General features: G+C 69.5%; 19 protein-coding genes and 1 tRNA gene. 8 read left to right on the forward strand and 12 right to left on the reverse strand.

What is annotated here, in order from left to right; all coding sequences use genetic code 11:
* Window positions 1-5: 5 nt before the first annotated feature.
* Window positions 6-584 (reverse strand): DNA helicase, encoded by a 579-nt coding sequence (locus JOF37_RS09405; protein WP_210006575.1) that lies wholly within the window; start codon window positions 582-584, stop codon window positions 6-8.
* A gap of 92 nt (window positions 585-676) precedes the next feature.
* Here JOF37_RS09405 and JOF37_RS09410 point away from each other — a divergent pair, with 92 nt between their 5' ends.
* Both JOF37_RS09410 and JOF37_RS09415 read left to right on the forward strand, forming a co-directional pair.
* Window positions 677-1,234 carry a peptidylprolyl isomerase gene (locus tag JOF37_RS09410; protein WP_210006576.1) on the forward strand — a complete coding sequence of 186 codons (558 nt, stop codon included), beginning with the start codon at window positions 677-679 and terminating at the stop codon, window positions 1,232-1,234.
* A gap of 7 nt (window positions 1,235-1,241) precedes the next feature.
* Complete coding sequence (locus JOF37_RS09415; protein WP_210006577.1) at window positions 1,242-2,144, forward strand: rhomboid family intramembrane serine protease; 903 nt, start codon at window positions 1,242-1,244, stop codon at window positions 2,142-2,144.
* A gap of 72 nt (window positions 2,145-2,216) precedes the next feature.
* On the opposite strand, the gene JOF37_RS09420 is transcribed toward JOF37_RS09415, so the two are convergent.
* Window positions 2,217-2,456, reverse strand: coding sequence for a cell division protein CrgA (locus JOF37_RS09420; protein WP_210006578.1), 240 nt, complete (start codon window positions 2,454-2,456; stop codon window positions 2,217-2,219).
* A gap of 56 nt (window positions 2,457-2,512) precedes the next feature.
* Here JOF37_RS09420 and JOF37_RS09425 point away from each other — a divergent pair, with 56 nt between their 5' ends.
* From JOF37_RS09425 to JOF37_RS09435, 3 genes are read left to right on the forward strand one after another with little or no spacing between them, the layout of a single operon-like run.
* The gene (locus JOF37_RS09425) at window positions 2,513-3,322 is read left to right on the forward strand and encodes a class E sortase (RefSeq protein ID WP_271175019.1); all 810 of its coding nucleotides are present in this window, start codon (window positions 2,513-2,515) and stop codon (window positions 3,320-3,322) included.
* Window positions 3,322-3,480, forward strand: coding sequence for a hypothetical protein (locus JOF37_RS09430; protein WP_210006579.1), 159 nt, complete (start codon window positions 3,322-3,324; stop codon window positions 3,478-3,480). The genes JOF37_RS09425 and JOF37_RS09430 overlap by 1 nt, the downstream gene beginning before the upstream one ends.
* On the forward strand, window positions 3,477-4,118 hold the full coding sequence (locus tag JOF37_RS09435; RefSeq protein WP_210006580.1) for an anthranilate synthase component II: 642 nt from the start codon (window positions 3,477-3,479) through the stop codon (window positions 4,116-4,118). The genes JOF37_RS09430 and JOF37_RS09435 overlap by 4 nt, the downstream gene beginning before the upstream one ends.
* 43 nt (window positions 4,119-4,161) lie before the next feature.
* Here the strand turns inward: JOF37_RS09435 and pknB are convergent, their stop codons facing one another.
* From pknB to JOF37_RS09470, 7 genes are read right to left on the reverse strand one after another with little or no spacing between them, the layout of a single operon-like run.
* Window positions 4,162-5,865 carry a Stk1 family PASTA domain-containing Ser/Thr kinase gene (gene pknB, locus JOF37_RS09440; protein ID WP_271175020.1) on the reverse strand — a complete coding sequence of 568 codons (1,704 nt, stop codon included), beginning with the start codon at window positions 5,863-5,865 and terminating at the stop codon, window positions 4,162-4,164.
* Between the two features lie 56 nt (window positions 5,866-5,921).
* Window positions 5,922-7,763, reverse strand: a complete 1,842-nt coding sequence (locus JOF37_RS09445; protein WP_210006582.1) for a serine/threonine-protein kinase — start codon at window positions 7,761-7,763, stop codon at window positions 5,922-5,924.
* Window positions 7,760-9,217: a peptidoglycan D,D-transpeptidase FtsI family protein gene (locus JOF37_RS09450; RefSeq protein WP_210006583.1), complete on the reverse strand. Its 1,458-nt coding sequence runs from the start codon at window positions 9,215-9,217 to the stop codon at window positions 7,760-7,762. Before JOF37_RS09450 ends, JOF37_RS09445 begins: the two co-directional genes overlap by 4 nt.
* The gene (locus tag JOF37_RS09455) at window positions 9,214-10,599 is read right to left on the reverse strand and encodes an FtsW/RodA/SpoVE family cell cycle protein (RefSeq protein ID WP_210006584.1); all 1,386 of its coding nucleotides are present in this window, start codon (window positions 10,597-10,599) and stop codon (window positions 9,214-9,216) included. Before JOF37_RS09455 ends, JOF37_RS09450 begins: the two co-directional genes overlap by 4 nt.
* On the reverse strand, window positions 10,596-11,834 hold the full coding sequence (locus JOF37_RS09460) for a PP2C family protein-serine/threonine phosphatase (RefSeq protein WP_210006585.1): 1,239 nt from the start codon (window positions 11,832-11,834) through the stop codon (window positions 10,596-10,598). Before JOF37_RS09460 ends, JOF37_RS09455 begins: the two co-directional genes overlap by 4 nt.
* Before the next feature lie 9 nt (window positions 11,835-11,843).
* The gene (locus JOF37_RS09465; protein ID WP_210006586.1) at window positions 11,844-12,392 is read right to left on the reverse strand and encodes an FHA domain-containing protein FhaB/FipA; all 549 of its coding nucleotides are present in this window, start codon (window positions 12,390-12,392) and stop codon (window positions 11,844-11,846) included.
* On the reverse strand, window positions 12,389-13,129 hold the full coding sequence (locus tag JOF37_RS09470; RefSeq protein ID WP_210006587.1) for an FHA domain-containing protein: 741 nt from the start codon (window positions 13,127-13,129) through the stop codon (window positions 12,389-12,391). The genes JOF37_RS09465 and JOF37_RS09470 overlap by 4 nt, the downstream gene beginning before the upstream one ends.
* Window positions 13,130-13,281: 152 nt before the next feature.
* Between JOF37_RS09470 and JOF37_RS09475 the strand changes: the two genes are divergently transcribed.
* Window positions 13,282-13,365: transfer RNA gene (locus tag JOF37_RS09475), tRNA-Leu, on the forward strand.
* Window positions 13,366-13,415: 50 nt separating this feature from the next.
* Here JOF37_RS09475 and JOF37_RS09480 read toward each other — a convergent pair.
* The gene (locus JOF37_RS09480) at window positions 13,416-14,255 is read right to left on the reverse strand and encodes an AbiTii domain-containing protein (protein ID WP_210006588.1); all 840 of its coding nucleotides are present in this window, start codon (window positions 14,253-14,255) and stop codon (window positions 13,416-13,418) included.
* A gap of 46 nt (window positions 14,256-14,301) precedes the next feature.
* Entirely contained in the window at window positions 14,302-14,793 is a 492-nt protein-coding gene (locus JOF37_RS09485) for a GNAT family N-acetyltransferase (protein ID WP_210006589.1), read from the reverse strand.
* A gap of 267 nt (window positions 14,794-15,060) precedes the next feature.
* On the opposite strand from JOF37_RS09485, the gene JOF37_RS09490 reads away from it, so the two are divergent.
* Both JOF37_RS09490 and JOF37_RS09495 read left to right on the forward strand, forming a co-directional pair.
* On the forward strand, window positions 15,061-15,243 hold the full coding sequence (locus JOF37_RS09490) for a hypothetical protein (protein ID WP_210006590.1): 183 nt from the start codon (window positions 15,061-15,063) through the stop codon (window positions 15,241-15,243).
* Between the two features lie 74 nt (window positions 15,244-15,317).
* A complete protein-coding gene (locus JOF37_RS09495; RefSeq protein WP_210006591.1) occupies window positions 15,318-15,587 on the forward strand; it encodes a hypothetical protein in 270 nt (89 codons plus the stop codon).
* Here JOF37_RS09495 and JOF37_RS09500 read toward each other — a convergent pair whose 3' ends face one another.
* Window positions 15,588-16,259: an HAD hydrolase-like protein gene (locus JOF37_RS09500; RefSeq protein WP_210006592.1), complete on the reverse strand. Its 672-nt coding sequence runs from the start codon at window positions 16,257-16,259 to the stop codon at window positions 15,588-15,590.
* Between the last annotated feature and the right edge of the window lie 67 nt (window positions 16,260-16,326).

The following is a 16,326-nucleotide window of genomic DNA, read 5'->3' on the forward strand; positions in this document are numbered from 1 at the left end:
CCGATTCAGGCGTCGGGAGCGCGCAGCGGGTCGTCCGCCACCCACAGCTCGTCGTCGGCGCGGAGCGTCTGCCAGGCGGCGTAGAGCACGCCGGCGGCGGCAGCGACACCGAGGACCAGGGCGATCACGCCACCGGCGCCGCGCTTCTTCTTGGGCTCGGGCAGTGCGGCGCGCGACTGGAACGTCTTGGTCGCCTTCTTGCCGTACTTGGCGGCATTCTTCTTGACCGACGTCAGGTCGAGGTTCACGCCACGGCCGTGCGCGAGGCGTTCGCGGGTGTCGTTGGCGGCGTCCCAGACGGAGAGTGCTCCGCCGACGACGGCACCGGCCGCCGGGATCAGCGCGCCGTTGTACACCTTGCGGGTCGCGCGGACGCTCTTGTCGACGTACGGCGCGGCGTACTGCGCGTACGACTGCTGCACAGCCGGCTGGACGTGCTCGCGGCTGTAGTTGCCGAGCTGGTTGCCGGCTTCACGAGCCACCTTGGCGGCCTCGCCAACCAGGACCTGCTGCGACTCCCACAGGGTGTTCGCCTGCTTCTGGAGCTTGCGGAGTTGCTTCTTGCGCTTGCGGCTGAGGCTCACGTGGGCCCTCCCTGCATCGTGGGACGTTTTCCCTCATCTTGCCAGAGAGCGCCCACGCCAGCAGGGCATTGACAGGTGCGAGAATGGCAGACATGCCTCAGCACACTGCAGTAGCGACGATCCACACCAATCACGGCGACATCGTCGTCAACCTTTTCGGCGACCAGGCCCCCCGCACGGTGAAGAACTTCATCGGTCTCGCCGATGGCACCGGCGAGTGGACCGACCCCGCCACGGGCAAGCCCGGCCAGGGCCCGCTGTACACCGATGTCATCTTCCACCGCATCATCCCGAACTTCATGATCCAGGGCGGCGACCCGCTCGGTCAGGGCATCGGCGGTCCGGGATACAACTTCGACGACGAGATCAGCCCCGAGCTCGACTTCCAGAAGCCCTACATCCTCGCGATGGCGAACGCCGGACTGCGTCGCAACGCGATCACGGGCAAGGCCGAGGGCACCAACGGCTCGCAGTTCTTCATCACGACAGACCCGACTCCTTGGCTGCAGGGCAAGCACACGATCTTCGGCGAGGTCGCGGATGACGCTTCGCGTCAGGTCGTCGACGCGATCGCCGCGGTGAAGACCGGCGCGGGCGACCGGCCGATCGAGCCCGTCGTCATGTCGTCGATCGACGTCACCGCGGTCTGAGCGGTTCGTGAGCGCGTCCGAGCTTCGGAGCAATCCCGACAACTTCTGCTACCGGCATCCCGATCGGCAGAGCTTCGTGCTCTGCCAGCGCTGCCTGCGCACGATCTGCGCGGAATGCCAGACGCCGATGCCCGTCGGGGTGATCTGCCCCGAGTGCCTGCGTGAGCAGCAGAAGAGCTCGGGCGCGCCACGACCCCGCCGCGCGCCTCGCGTCCTGCGAGCGGTGCGCGCCGACGACTCCCGACCCCTGGTGACGTACGGCATCATCGGTCTGACGTTCTTCGTGTTCGTCGTCACGCTCATCCCGGGCGTCGGGCTCCTCGCCCGCCAGACGCTCGCGCTCATCCCACCGCTGCTCTATCCGTCATTCACGGGCTCGTTCGAGCCGTGGCGCCTGTTCACGGTGCTGCTCGTCCACAGCGGTTTCTGGCACGTGGGGCTCAACATGCTGGCCCTGTGGATGCTGGGCCGCAGCCTCGAGCCGATGCTCGGCCGGCTGCGCTTCCTGTGGCTCTATCTGCTGAGCGGCCTCGGCGGCTCCGTCGCCGCGGTGCTCCTCGGGTTCATGACGCCGGTCGTCGGCGCCTCGGGCGCGATCTTCGGCCTGTTCGGCGCTCTGCTCGTCATCGGTCGCCACATCGGCGCGAACATCACCGGGATCGCGGTGATCCTGGGCATCAACCTCGTGCTGTCGTTCCTGCCGCTGCTGACCGGCGCGCTGGGCGGCACGGGGATCCCGCAGGTGTCGTGGCAGGCCCACATCGGCGGTCTGATCGTCGGCGCCCTCGTCGGAACGATCTACGCGCGCACGCGCGCCATCCGCAAGCGGAAGCTGCAGTCGCTGCTGCTGGTCGCAACGGCCGTCGGCTTGATCGCGCTGCTGGCGGTGCCGCTCGCGATCTACGGGTGAGAGTTATCCACAGGTCTATCCCCAGGTGGGGATGGAATCACACCGGTGTAACTCACATGTGGACAGAGGGTCTCAGCGCCAGCGCGTCGTCATGAGGAACCCGATGAACGCGATGCCGAAGCCGATCACGAGGTTCCAGCCGCCGATACCGGGGACGGGCAGCGTGGAGTTGCTGAGGTAGAACACGAGCACCCACACGAGTCCGATGAGCATCAGACCCAGCATGATCGGCTTGAACCAGACCGGGTTAGGTGCGTCATCTGCGGGGCGTCGCTCCACGGTCGGGTCGTCGTGGTCGCTCGAAGATGCCATGGAATGAATCCTAACTGTCAGCCGCACGATAACCTGGGCGGCTAAACTTCCCGATCGTGGAGACCGAACCGCACACGCGTCGCTCGCGACGCTCCGCGCGACCACGACCGTCGCGTCCGCGTCGACGCACGAGCGTCGTCGGCGTGCTCGGGGAGCTCCTGCTCACCGCCGGCGTGGTGATGCTGCTCTTCGTCAGCTGGCAGATGTGGTTCGGCGACATGATCATCAGCTCGCAGAAGCAAGCCGAGGCCTCCGCTCTGGCGCAGCAGTGGGCGGATGCCGCACAGGCTGATACCCCGGCCGAGACGCCCGAACCGACGGAGACGTCCGAGGCTCCCGCTGAGCCCGCCCCGCCCGTCATCCCGGTGCTCGACGAGCCGGGCCACGGCGCCGAGTTCGGCATCATGTACATCCCGCGCTTCGGTCCCGACTGGCAGTTCAAGATCGCGAGCGGCACGGCGAAGAAGTCCATCCTGGATGCCGGCTACATCGGCCACTACGAGGGCTCGGCCATGCCGGGCGCCGAGGGCAACATGGCCGTGGCCGCGCACCGGTGGACGTCCGGCGCTCCGTTCGACCCCGTCGATCGCCTCGTCATCGGCGACGCCGTCGTCATCCAGACCCAGGACGGCTGGTACACCTACCGCTTCCGCAACGTCGAGTACGTGCAGGACACCGCCATCGAGGTGCTCAACCCCGTGCCGCAGCAGGTCGACCTCGCCGCGAACGGCCGCTACCTCACGCTCACCAGCTGCGCGCCGAAGCTGAACATGCTCGAGCGCATCATCTCGTACGCGGTCTTCGAGGAATTCACGCCGAACAGCGCCGGCCCGCCGGCATCCCTCTCCGAAGGAGTGAGCGCCTGATGTATGCCGCACTCTGGCGCGTCCTGCCCGGTCCGTGGTGGATCCGCGTGATCATCCTGCTGATCCTCGCCGCCGCCATCGTCTACGCACTGTTCTTCTACGCGTTCCCGGCGATCGCGCCGTTCTTCTCACCCGCCGAGGAGTCGACGGTCGGGTGACGACGGTCCTCGTCGTCGACAATCACGACAGCTTCGTCCACACGCTCGTCGGGTACCTGCGCGAGCTGGGTGCGACGACGGAGCTGGTGGAAGCCGACGCCGTGACCGATCCCCGCGGCGCGATCGCCGGATTCGACGGTGTGCTCGTATCGCCGGGGCCGGGGACTCCACAGGATGCCGGCGCCTCGATCCCGATCGTCGCGGCCGCGGCATCCGTTCGCACACCTCTGCTGGGGGTGTGTCTTGGTCATCAGGCGATCGCCGTCGCGTTCGGCGGTCGCGTGGGGGAGGCCCCGGAACTGATGCACGGGATGACATCGAACGTGCTGCATGATTCCTCGGCGCTGTACCGTGGGATGCGGCATCCGTTCGTCGCCGGCCGTTACCACTCGCTTGCGGTGGAGGCCGCGCACCTGCCGGATGTGCTGGCGGTGACGGCGCGCACCGCCGAAGGCACCGTGATGGGGATCGCCCACCGCTCGCTGCCAATCCAGGGCGTGCAGTTCCACCCCGAGTCGGTGCTCACCCAGGGGGGCTACCGGCTGCTCGGCAACTGGCTCGCCTCGATCGGGCTCGAGGGAGCGGACGAGACCGGCGCGGGTCTGCAGCCGCACCGCGCGGCCGCGGCGCAGCACTGAACCGAGCTGAATCGCGCCCAGCCGGGCGGGCGACGCGATTCGTTCAGGCGCCGGTGCAGACGGTGAGGGCGACGGTCGAGCCGATCGGCACCTCGCCCGGCGTCAGCGACTGGGCGGCGACCGTCTGACCGCCGGGGGAGGCGGGGCAAGCCGGGTCTTCGACGACCTCGGGGATCAGCTGCAGCGCGTCCTGCTGCAGCTCGCGCTGCGCAGCCTCGACGGTGTAGCCGGTGAGGTCGACGAGGGTGACGGTGCCGCTGGCGACGACGAGGTTGACCGTGCTGCCCATCGCCAGCTCGGAGCCGGCGGCAGCCGACGCCTCGATGACGGTGCCGGCGCCCAGGGTCGGGTGGTTGCGCGAGCGCACCGAACCGAGCTGCAGTCCGGCGTTCGTCAGCGCCGCGGTCGCCTCGTCGCGCGAGAGGTTCTCGAGCGTGGGGACGACCGCCATCTCCTGGCCGGTCGAGACGTAGACGGTGACGCGTTGGCCGGGGGAGACGGTCGTGCCCTCAGCCGGCTCGGTGCCGATGACGTCGCCCGCGGGAACGGTACCGTCGCTGCGATCCGAGCGCACCGGCGTGAGCTCGGCCTCGGTCAGCAGGTTCTCGGCGAGGTCCCACGACTTGCCCGAGACCTCGGGCACCACTCGCGAGGTCGGGGGGACGGTCTGCGTCGGCTGGAACGCGAGCACCCAGATCAACACCGCGATCAGCAGTGCCGCGAGCACGGCCACACCTGCCCAGATCCAGCTGGCGGGAGGTCCGGATTGCGTGCGGCGCATCGACGTGTCGGTGCTCAGCTGGCGCAGCGACCGGGCGGTCTCAGCGGCGTTACGCGGATCGGGCCCGTAGAGCTCGCTGCTGAGCGCACCCATCTGCCGCTTCGAGGGCTGCTTGCCGCCGATCGCCTGCTGCAGGGCGGTGCGGAACTCGGTGGCATCCTGGAATCGCTGGAACGGGCTCTTCGCGAGTGCGCGCAGCACGATGGCGTCGAGTGCGCGGGGCACGTCCTCGACCACCTCGGACGGGGGGAGCGGCGCTTCGCTGACGTGCTGGTACGCCACCGCGACCGGCGTCTCGCCGCGGAAGGGCGCGCGTCCGGTGAGCAGCTCGTAGAGCACGACGCCCGTGGAGTACAGGTCGGCGCGCGCGTCCACGGGCTCGCCCTTGGCCTGCTCGGGCGAGAAGTACGCGGCCGTGCCGATGATCGCGGTCGTCTCGGCCACCGTCGACGACGAGTCCGAAACCGCGCGGGCGATGCCGAAGTCCATGACCTTCACGGCGTCGCCGTCGGTGATCATGACGTTGCCGGGCTTGATGTCGCGGTGCACGACGCCGGCGCGGTGCGAATACTCGAGCGCCTCGAGGATGCCGTCGACGTAGCGAACCGCGTCGGCTTCCGCGAGCGGGCCAGCCTCGAGCATGTCCTTGAGCAGACGGCCCGAGACCAGCTCCATGACGATGTAGGGCACGGAGTGCCGGCTGCCGTCCGGGTCGGTCTCGACGTCCTCACCGGCGTCGAACACCCGCACGATCGAGGGGTGCGACATACGCGACGCCGACTGCGCCTCGAGGCGGAACCGGGTGCGGAAAGCGGGATCGTCCGCGAGCTCGCGCTTGAGGATCTTGATCGCGACCTCGCGGCCGAGCGTCAGGTCGTATCCCCGATACACACTCGCCATGCCGCCGCGGCCGATCGGCTCGTCGACGCGGTAGCGCTCTGACAGCACACGTTGCTCTGCCGACACGTCACTCCCTGCGTTCGATGGATTCTCCGATGGTGGCCGCATGATGCTCGCGGTGATCAGCCTTCGTCGTCGCCCGTGTTGCCACCGCCGTTGCCGCCACCGTTGCCATTGCCGTTCCCATTGCCGGTGGACGGCGCGGGCTGGATCGTGGCCGCGGCCTCGGACGAGGCGGGCGAGGTGCGGTCGCCGCCCTCGCCGGAGCACGTGACGGTGTAGGTCACCGACACGACGCCCGAGTCGCCGACCCGCAGGTTGGCGGGGCGCTGGTTGGCGCTGAAGCTCGCGGTCGACTGCGAGTTGGCTTCGAAGAGGCCGCCGCTCGCGGTGAGCGTGTACGACGACGCGGTCAGGCCGGCCGGGCAGGTGAAGCCCGACCACATGACCTGGACGGTCGATCCGGCCGTCACGCTCGACACCGTCTGGCCGTTCGACTGGATCGTCGGCGCTGCCGGGCGCTCGAGGGGGCTCAGGTCGGAGTACGCGGTGAGGGTCACCGTGTCGCCGGGCTGAACGTTGCCGAGCGGCACGACACTGTAGACGCGACCGACCTCGTCTTCGCTGGATGCCGGGTCACCGGGCGAGCACGTGACGTTCTCGAGACCGGCCTGCGCCGCTACCGCGAGGGCGTCCTCGCACGTGCGGCCGGTCAGCCCGAGGCCGTCGATGTTGATGGAGGACGGCGTCGACGGGGTCGGTTCCGCCGACGGCGTCTCGACCGGGGTCGACGGCGTCGAGGTCGGCGTGGTCGGTGCGGGGGCGGGGGTGTCGTCGCCGGTCAGCAGCGCGAACAGCGTGCCGCCCAGCACGATCAGCAGCAGCGCGATGAGCGCGACGAGCGGCCAGGTCCACCGGCTGCGCTTGCGCTTGCGTGCATCCGTCGGCTCGCCCTCGGCGGCCGCAGGGTCGGCGTCGAGAAGAGACGTCGCGCCCAGGCCTGCAGCACCGACACCGGCAGCAGCCGCGCCCGCGGGCATCAGCAGGGTGGCGGTGTCGCCGCCGTTCGAGGTGAGCAGCTGCGTGACATCGCTCGTTCCGGCGCCGGCGAAGACCGCCGGGACGGCGGCGTGCGCGGCCGCGAGGTCGCCCCGGCGCAGCGCGGAGGCGGCGCGGGCGACGGCACTGGCCGAGGCCGGCCGGTCTTCGGGCTTCTTCGCGATCATCGCGAGGATGAGCTTCTGCACCGGGTCCGAGACGGTCGCCGGCAGCGGCGGCGGCTGCTCGTTGATCTGCGCCATGGCGATCGCGACCTGCGACTCACCCGTGAACGGGCGCTTGCCCGCCACGGACTCGTAGGCGACGATTCCGAGCGAGTAGATGTCGGTGGCCGGGGATGCCGGGTGGCCCGAGGCCTGCTCGGGGGAGAGGTACTGCACCGTGCCCATGACCTGACCGGTCGCGGTCAGCGGAACCTGGTCGGCGATGCGCGCGATGCCGAAGTCGGTGATCTTCACGCGGCCGTCGGGCGTGATGAGCAGGTTTCCGGGCTTGATGTCGCGGTGGACGAGTCCGGCCGCGTGCGCGGCCTGCAGCGCCGAGGCGGTCTGCGCCACGATGTCGAGCGTCTTGTCGGACGACAGGGCGCCCTCGCGCTCGAGGATCGTCGACAGAGCCTCACCCGGGACGAGCTCCATCACGAGGAAGGCGCTGCCGTTCTCCTCGCCGTAGTCGAAGACGCTCGCGATGCCCTCGTGGTTCACGAGCGCGGCATGCCGAGCCTCGGCGCGGAAACGCTCGAGGAACCCGGGGTCGCCCATGTACTCGTCTTTGAGGATCTTGATCGCGACGGTGCGGCCGATGACGTGGTCGGTGGCCTCCCACACCTCGCCCATACCGCCGATCGCGATCCGCGAATCCAGTTCGTAACGCCCGCCGAAGCTCACGCCTTGCATCGGTCTCATCTGTTCAGCACCGCCTCGATAACCTTCTTCGCAATGGGGGCTGCGATCCCGCTGCTTGTTCCGGCCTGCCCCTGGCCGCCCCCGTTCTCGACCATCACCGTGACGGCGATCTGGGGGTCATCCGCCGGTGCGAAACCGGTGAACCACAACGTGTACGGATCGCCTGGACCGTGCTCCGCAGTGCCCGTCTTTCCGGCGACATCGACGCCGTCTATTCTTGCACCGCTCGCCGCACCGTCACGGACATTGGCGACCATGAGCGTCCGCATCTGCTCGGCGACATCCTCGGTCACGGCCCGGCCGAACTCGCTCGGTCCGAACGTCTCCTGCACCGTGAGGTCGGGCGCGACGACGGAGTCCAGCAGCTGCGGCTTCATGACCATGCCGCCGTTGGCGATGCCCGCCGACACCTGGTTGATCGCGAGCGGCGTGGCCGTGACATCGCCCTGGCCGAAGCCCGACAGTGCCGTGCGAGCGTCGTTGAGGCCGCGCGGGTACTCGGATGCCGACACCGACAGCGGCACCTCCATCTCGGTGTTGAAACCGAACTTCTCCGCCTCGGCGCGGATCGCGTCGTCGCCGAGCTCGACGGCCAGCTCGGCCATCGGGATGTTGCAGCTCAGCCGCAGGGCCGTGGCGAGCGTCGTGGTCTCTCCGGGTCCGCACGTGCCCAGGTCGAAGTTGTGCAGCGTGTTGCTCGTGCCCGGGATCGTCCACGTCGCGGGGTTGGGGAACGTCGACTCGGGCGTGTACTTGCCCGACGACAGCGCGGCCGAGACGACGACGAGCTTGAACGTCGATCCGGGCGGGTTCAGATCGCCGCCGATCGATCGGTTGAACAGGGGCTTGAGCGGGTCGGCCGCGAGCTCGTCGTATGCCGCGTTGACGGCGGCGGAGTCGTGCGAGGCGAGCCGGTTCGTATCGAAGCTCGGGCTCGACACCATCGCGAGGATGCGGCCGGTGGAGGGCTCGCTCGCGATGACCGCGCCCTCATACCCCTGCAGGGCGTCGTAGGCCGCCCGCTGGATGGCCGGGTCGACCGTGAGCAGGACGTTCGACCCGCGTGCGGGCGCACCCGAGATGATCTGCTCGAGGCGGGCGAGGAACTGGGTGTCGTCGGTGCCCGACAGCGACTGGTTCATGATCTGCTCGATACCCGACGACGACACCAGCACCGGGTTGATCCAGCCCGTGATGGGCGCCCACATGGCGGCATCCGTGTACTGGCGCTGCCACGAGTAGATGTCGTCGCTGGGAACGGATGCGGCTACGACCGACCCGCCCGCGATGATCGAGCCGCGCTGCACCTCGAACGAGTCGTAGAGCGTGCGCCGATTGCCAGGGTTCTCGTTCAGCGTCTGCGCCTGGATCACCTGGATCCAGCTGGTCGAGGCGAAGAGGGCGAGGAACATCGCGAGCATCACGAAGCTCAGTCGTCGCAGTTCCTTGGTCATCCGATCACCACCCGGGGTCGAGAGCGCACCGCATCCGAGATGCGCAGCAGCAGCGCGACGATGATCCAGTTCGCCACGAGCGACGAACCGCCCGCCGCGAGGAAGGGAGTCGTGAGTCCGGTCAGCGGGATGACGCGGGTCACACCGCCGACCATGATGAACACCTGCAGGGCGATCGTGAACGACAGGCCCGTCGCGAGCAGCTTGCCGAAATCGTCCTGGCCGGCGAGACCGATGCGGACGCCGCGGCTCGTGAAGACCATGTACAGGCACAGCAGCGCGAACACGCCGATGAGCCCGATCTCCTCGCCGAGGCTGGGGAAGATGTAGTCGCTCTGCGACAGCGGTGTCATCCAGGGGCGACCCTGGCCGAGGCCCGTGCCGATGAACCCGCCTTTGGCGAGGCCGTACAGGCCGTTCACGAGCTGGAAGCTGCCGCCGGCGGCGTCGATGTTCGACGGGTCGAACGGGTTCAGCCAGTTCTGGAAGCGTCCCTTGACGTACGGCAGCACCTGCGAGGCGATCGCGCCGCCGGCGACCACGAGGGTCAGACCGATCATCACCCAGCTCGTCTTGCCCGTCGCGACGTAGAGCATCGCGATGAACATGCCGAAGATGAGGGTGCCGGTGCCGAGGTCGCGCTGCAGCACGATGATGGCCAGCGAAACGCCCCAGATGACGAGGACCGGGCCGAGCTCACGGGGGCGAGGCCACGTGATGCCGAGGAACCGCGTGCCGACCGAGGCGAGCGACTCGCGTGTGCGCACGAGGTAGCCGGCGAAGAAGATCGCGAGGGCGAGCTTGGCGAGCTCACCGGGCTGGAACGAGACGATGCCGCCGATCGAGACCCAGACGTCGGCGCCGGCTTCGACGCCGAGGCCCGGGACGAACGGCAGCAGCAGCAGCCCGATGCCGACGAACCCGAAGATGTAGGTGTAGCGGAACAGCACGCGGTAGTTGCGCAGGCCGATGACCACGGCGAGGGCGGCCGCGAGCGCGATCGCGCACCAGACGAGCTGACGAACCGCCAGCATGTTCCAGCCCTGCGACGTGCCCTCGAGGTCGATGCGGTAGATCATCGCGATGCCGATGCCCGACAGCAGCGTCGCGATGGGCACGACGAAGGGGTCGGCGTCGCGCGCCCGCAGGCGCAGCACGACGTGGATCGCGAGCGCGAGGATGTCGAGCGCCGAGCAGTAGATCAGGAACGACGAGTCGATCGTGCCCTTCGTCCCGAGCTGCACGAGCGCGAGCGCGGCGGCGTTGATGACGAAAGCGAACAGCAGCAGGCCGAGCTCTCGGTTTCGCTGCGTCTGCGGCACGCGCAGCTTGCGCAGCGCCTTGATGACCGAGGTGTCGGCCGCGACGGGAGCACTGGTCATGACCCGCTTCCTCCGTCCACACGTAGGTTCTCGACGATGGCGCGGGCGTCGGCGAGCGAATCGGCCGCGATGGTCTGCTGCACCGCCTGCAGCTGGTACGCCGGCAGGTCGTCGAGCGGGATGCCGGTGTCCTCCTCGGGCGACGACAGCGAGATCGGCCCGATGCTCGGCGGGATGCCGCGGTAGATGACGACCGTGTCGGCGTCGACGCCCACGAAGTAGCGGGTCTGCGTCCAGCTGTACGCGGCGAACAGCACCACGCCGATCGCCGCGAGGATCACGACGAACCCGCCGAACCAGGTCACGCGACGTCGCCGCGCCCGGCGGCGATCCTCTTCGATGAGCTCTTCGAGGAACTCGGCCGCCGGCTCGAAGTGCGTCGGCTCGTTCGCCGCTTGACGGGCCGGATGCAGCCAGCTGCGCGGCTGCGGGCGTGCGGCGGGCACCTCGATCCCGAGGGGGTGCGAGGCCGAGCCGACGACGGTCGGGGGACCGCTGAACAGCGGATGCTGGCCGCCGACGTCGACGATGACGATCGTGACGTTGTCGGGAGCGCCGCCGTCGAGGGCCTGCTTGAGCAGATTGTCGGCGGTGCGGCCGGGCGCCCAGCCCTGGCCCAGAGCCTTGGCCGTGTGCGCGTCGTCGACGACGCCCGAGAGTCCGTCCGAGCACAGCAGCCAGCGGTCGCCGGGCTGGGTCGGCATGATGAACGTGTCGATCTCGGGATCGGGGTCCATGTCGCCGAGCACGCGCATGAGCACCGAGCGGCGCGGGTGATAACGCGCCTCTTCGGGAGTGATGCGGCCCGAGTCGACCAGTCGCTGGACGAACGTGTGGTCGGTGGTGATCTGCGTCAGCGTGTCGTCGCGGTACAGGTAGAGGCGCGAATCGCCGATGTGCGCGATGACGGCGTACTCGTCGACCATCACCAGCGCGCTGACGGTCGTTCCCATGCCCGCGAGCTCGGGGCGCACCTTCACGGTGCTGATGAGCTCGGCGGCGGTGTCGGCGAGGGCATCGCGCAGGGCCGCTTCCGCCTCGGTCGTCGTCGAGAACGCGTGATCGAGGCTCTCGAGCCGGCGCACCGCGAGGCTCGAGGCGACATCACCACCGGCGTGCCCGCCCATGCCGTCGGCGACGACGAAGAGGTTCGAGCCGCAGAAGCCCGAATCCTGGTTGTTGGAACGGACCTTCCCGGTGTGCGAGATGGCAGCGCTGGAGCCCTGGAAGACCATAGACGCGGACTACTTCCGCAGTTCGAACGTCGTCGCGCCGACCTTGATCGGCGCACCCACGATCACGGGCACCGGAGATGCCACGCGCGCGCCGTCGTGCCACGTGCCGTTGGTGGAATCGAGGTCCTGGATCATCCACTGGTTGCCCCACAGCACGAGGCGCGCGTGGTGGCTCGAGGTGTAGTCGTCGCGGATGACGAGGCCCGACTCGCTCGATCGGCCGATCGTCAGCGGCTCGGACCCCAGCGGCAGCTCGAGTCCGGCCTTGGGTCCGCTCGTGATCACGATGCGCGAGACCGCGTCGGTCGTGGCCTTGCCGCCCGCCACGGGGGGCCGGCCCACGGCGCCGACGGCCGCGGTCGCGGCATCCGGTCCGGACGTGGGCGCCCGCGTGACCGACGGCGCGGCGGGTGCGGCTCCGGCGGCGGCGGGCTCGGGGAGCTTGCGCACCTTCACGCCGAACAGGTCGGCGCGCAGCGAGTAGACGACGGCGAAGACGAAGAACCACAGCAGAACGAGGAAGCCAATCTGCAGCAGCAGCAGGGTGAGCGGACTCATCGCGCACCCCCTCGCGTGTCGAACATGCGCGTCGCCTCGTCCGCCGACATGCGGGGACGTGCCGGCGCCTGAGCCTGGGGGATCACGCGGAAGACGATGTCGGTGCGGCCGATGCGCACGACTCCGTCGACGGGGAGCGCCGCTTCGCCGACACGCGAGCCGTTGAGCTGCGTGCCGTTGGTCGAGCCGAGGTCGCGGACCATCGCGCGCTCGCCGTCCCACAGGATCTCGACGTGCTTACGGCTGGTGCCGGCGTCGGGGATGGTGATGTCGGCGTCGCTGCCGCGTCCGATGACGGTTCGCGAGGCGACGAGCGGATGCTGCTGCCCGTCGATCTCGAGCACGGCCTGCCACGACACGCGGGCACCGGCATCCGAGTTCGAGTCGACCCGCACCGTGCCGGTGGACAGCTGAGAGTCGGCGATGAGGGCGATGCTCACCGCGCCGGAGAACGAGTACCCCTGAGCCTTCGCGTGCTTCTCGACCAGGGTCCGCAGTTCATCGCGCAGAGCGCTGCCGAGGGCGTCCATCCGCTCGGCATCGCCGGGGGCGAGACGGACCGTCAGCGCGTTCGGCACCAGGATGCGATCACGGCTGACGACGGCGGCCTTCTTGTCGAGTTCGCTGCGGAGCGCGGATGCGATCTCCACCGGCTGGACACCGCTGCGGAAGGTCTTGGCGAAGGCGCCGTTGACGGCACGCTCGAGACCCTTCTCGAAGCTGTCAAGTAGTCCCACGGGGCTCCTCAGGCAGGCGGATGGTGGCTTCATCGTAGTCAGGGAGACTGAACGCGCGTTGCATTCGGGCTCGATGAGGCCGGGATCGTGGACTTTCGCGACCTCGAAGTCGTGATATCCTCGGGAAGTTGGGTTCGTGGAAACACGTTCTCGCGCGAGTGGCGGAATAGGCAGACGCGCTGGCTTCAGGTGCCAGTGCCCGAAAGGGCGTGGGGGTTCAACTCCCCCCTCGCGCACAGCAGGCCCTCTCACTACGGTGAGGGGGCCTTTTGCGTTCCCGGGGTCGTCACCAACCGAGGTGGCGGGCGGCGATGTCGACGACGCGATCGGCGGCCTCGTCGGGATGGATGCCGGGGGCGGCGGGTATCCGTCCGGCGCGCACTGCGTTCGCGAGGCGCTGCACGCTGTTTCGTTTGACGGCGCCGGGCTCGTCCTCGAGCACGACGCGCACAGCTTCCTCGGCCCGATGGACGTCGGCGAGCACGGCCGACATGCGGTCGACGAGGTCGGCGGCAGCGGCATCCTGCAGCAGCGGGGGAGTCGTCCCGGGTGCGCCGTGCCCCGGCGCGAGCCCGAGCGCACCGTCGACGACGAGGGCGAGGGCGGCGGCCGAGACCGTGAGGCCCTCGCTCGAGGGATGGGCGACTGCGCGCAGGTCGAGGGCGATGTCGAGCACCCGGTTGCGGACGCTCTCATCGACCGAGCGCAACAGGGGAGCGGGCACGACGCTCGACTCGCCGCACAGCCGCATCAGGGCGATCCGCGGGTCGATGCCGTCGGCGATGCGCGCGCGGTATCGGGCGACCGCGTCGCGGGGATCGGCCTCGTAGAGGGACCGTCCGTCGACCAGATCAGCTGTCTGCGACACCTCGGCCAGCGGACCGCGCAGCTCGACGGTGACGGTGGCCTCGCTGGGGTCGATCGCGTTCTCGATCGGAAGGGCGAAGGGGCCCCGGTAGCTCGGCAGGCGGTGCTCCGGCAGGTATCCGGTCAGCTCGGCGCGGGCCCACGACCGGAGCTCGGGCGAGCCGAGATCCTGCGCGAGCGTCTGCACGAGGCGCAGCAGGTCGGGGGTCGACACCGTTCGCGAGGAGGCGCCGGACACGACGTCGTCGAGCATGTCCATGTGAGAAGTATGCGCCTGTGTCGCGGCGGCTTCGGGACGCGGCGTGTCAGATGCCGTCGAGCGTGGGCGGCAGCGCGAAGACGAGCTCTTCGATCTCAGTGCCGCGTGCGGGGGCGTATGCCGGCCCGTGCTCGATCTCGCTGAAGCCGGTGCTGCGCAGCACCTCGATCGCGGCGGTGTTGTCGGCGGCGACGCGCGCGTACAGCGGTCGCTCGGCCTCATGGGCGATCAGCAGACGCAGTGCGGCGGAGGCGACGCCGCGGTCGCGGGCGTTGCGCGTGATCCACACCGTTACCTCACGGTCGTCGTCGACGGTGAACGCGGCCGCGATGCCTGCGAAGCCGCCGTCGTCGGTCACGACGCGCAGGTTGACGCGGTCGTCGGCGCGGTGGCGCTCGAGCCACGCGTCGAACGCCGCGCGGTCGGACGGGTCATCCGCGGTGAAGGCCGCTTGGGTGACGGCATCCGGGTCTTGCAGCATCTCGAAGACGGCGTCGGCGTCGTCATCCTCGAACGGGCGCAGGTCTACGTGGCTCACACCGGCACGGTACCTGGATGAAATGCGTCTCATCTGCGGGTATCGGTCGCGACCGAAGATCAGTACAGTTGACCCCGTCACGCACTGCGTGACGTATCCGGGGGGATCCGTCGACGCCCGGGCGCTGCATTTCTGGCACGCAGCCCGGGCGTCGAATGGGGAGGTCGACTCGGTCGGCCGCCGTCTGACGCCGTCTTTACGTGCCGCTTGGCAGGGTGTCACTCATGCACAACGCGGCGGACACGCTTCGGACGGCAGGGGACGACGATGAGCCTCGCCGGTGACCTCGTCGCGCGGATCGCTGCGCGCCTGGACGAGCGCGAACACCGACCCCGGCCGTGCCGGTACTGCGACGCCACCGTGACCCTCGCGATGTCGACCGTGCGCGGACACCGCGGATTCTGCTGCGCTCGCCACGCGGCCCTCGAGCAGGAGGAGCGCCCGTGGTGACGGCGCCCCGCCCGGGCGTCGGACCGTGACGGATGCTTACGTTGACGCAACATCCGCCCGGGCACGGTGGGCAGATGGACACCGTGACGACGACTTCCCCTGCTGCCGAGCAGCTCATCCGATCCGCCTGCTTCCGCGTGGCCGAATTCATGGCCAGCGCCGAAGACGAACGACAGCGCGCCGCTCGTCGCGCTCGCGAGGCGGTGCAGACAGCGCTCCTCGGCGGCGTGCCGCTGGACGTCCTCAGCGCAGCGCTCGAGGCGAGCCCGCAAGCGGTGCAGCGCATCGTCGACGCGGAGTTCGACCTGCCGCAGCTGCATCCCGGGGCGGCACGCGGTCGCTGATCAGCCGTTGGGCAGCAGCAGCGCTCGCAGCTGGTCGATGTCGTCCGCGACGCCGATGGAACCCTCGGCCTCGTCGGGCGTGCTGAAGCCCCACGACACGAAGATGACGGGCACGTCGTGCTCGGCGGCGCCCTCGACATCGTGGTGGCGGTCGCCGATGAGGACGGGGCGCGACAGGTCGACGCCGTCGGCCGTCAGGCGGCGCAGCGCCTCGCCGACGACATCCGCCTTCGAGCTCAGCGTCTTCTCGTCGCTCGTCGCGCCCACGATCTCGCGCAGCCGCGGGGCGAGAGCGAAGTGCTCCATGAGCGCGCGCACCTGCACCTCGGGCTTCGAACTCGCCGTCGACTGCGGCACACCCGCCTCGTCGAGCGCGACGATCAGCTCGGCGACGCCGGGATACAGCCGAGCGCCGGTGGTGTACCCGTCGGCCTTGCCGAGGACGCGGTAGAACGACACCGCCTCGGTGGCCTTCTCGGGCGTCATCCCCAGGTTGTTCTGGAACGACTCGTGCATGGGCGGCCCGATCCAGTCGATGAGCTGCTCGTGCCGGGGCGCCGGGTAGCCGAAGTGTTCGAGGGTCACGGTGAGGCGGCGGAGGATGCCCTCGGAAGCATCGACGACGGTGCCGTCGATGTCCCACAGGACGCAGGAGAACGGCGATCGGGTCATGCCTCCAGCCTATGGGCCGCGTCGTCCCCGCCCGATCGCGCGCCGTCGGGGAATGTCTGACGGCCCG

Origin of the sequence: Microbacterium imperiale, assembly GCF_017876655.1 — a bacterium.
Lineage (GTDB): Bacteria > Actinomycetota > Actinomycetes > Actinomycetales > Microbacteriaceae > Microbacterium > Microbacterium imperiale.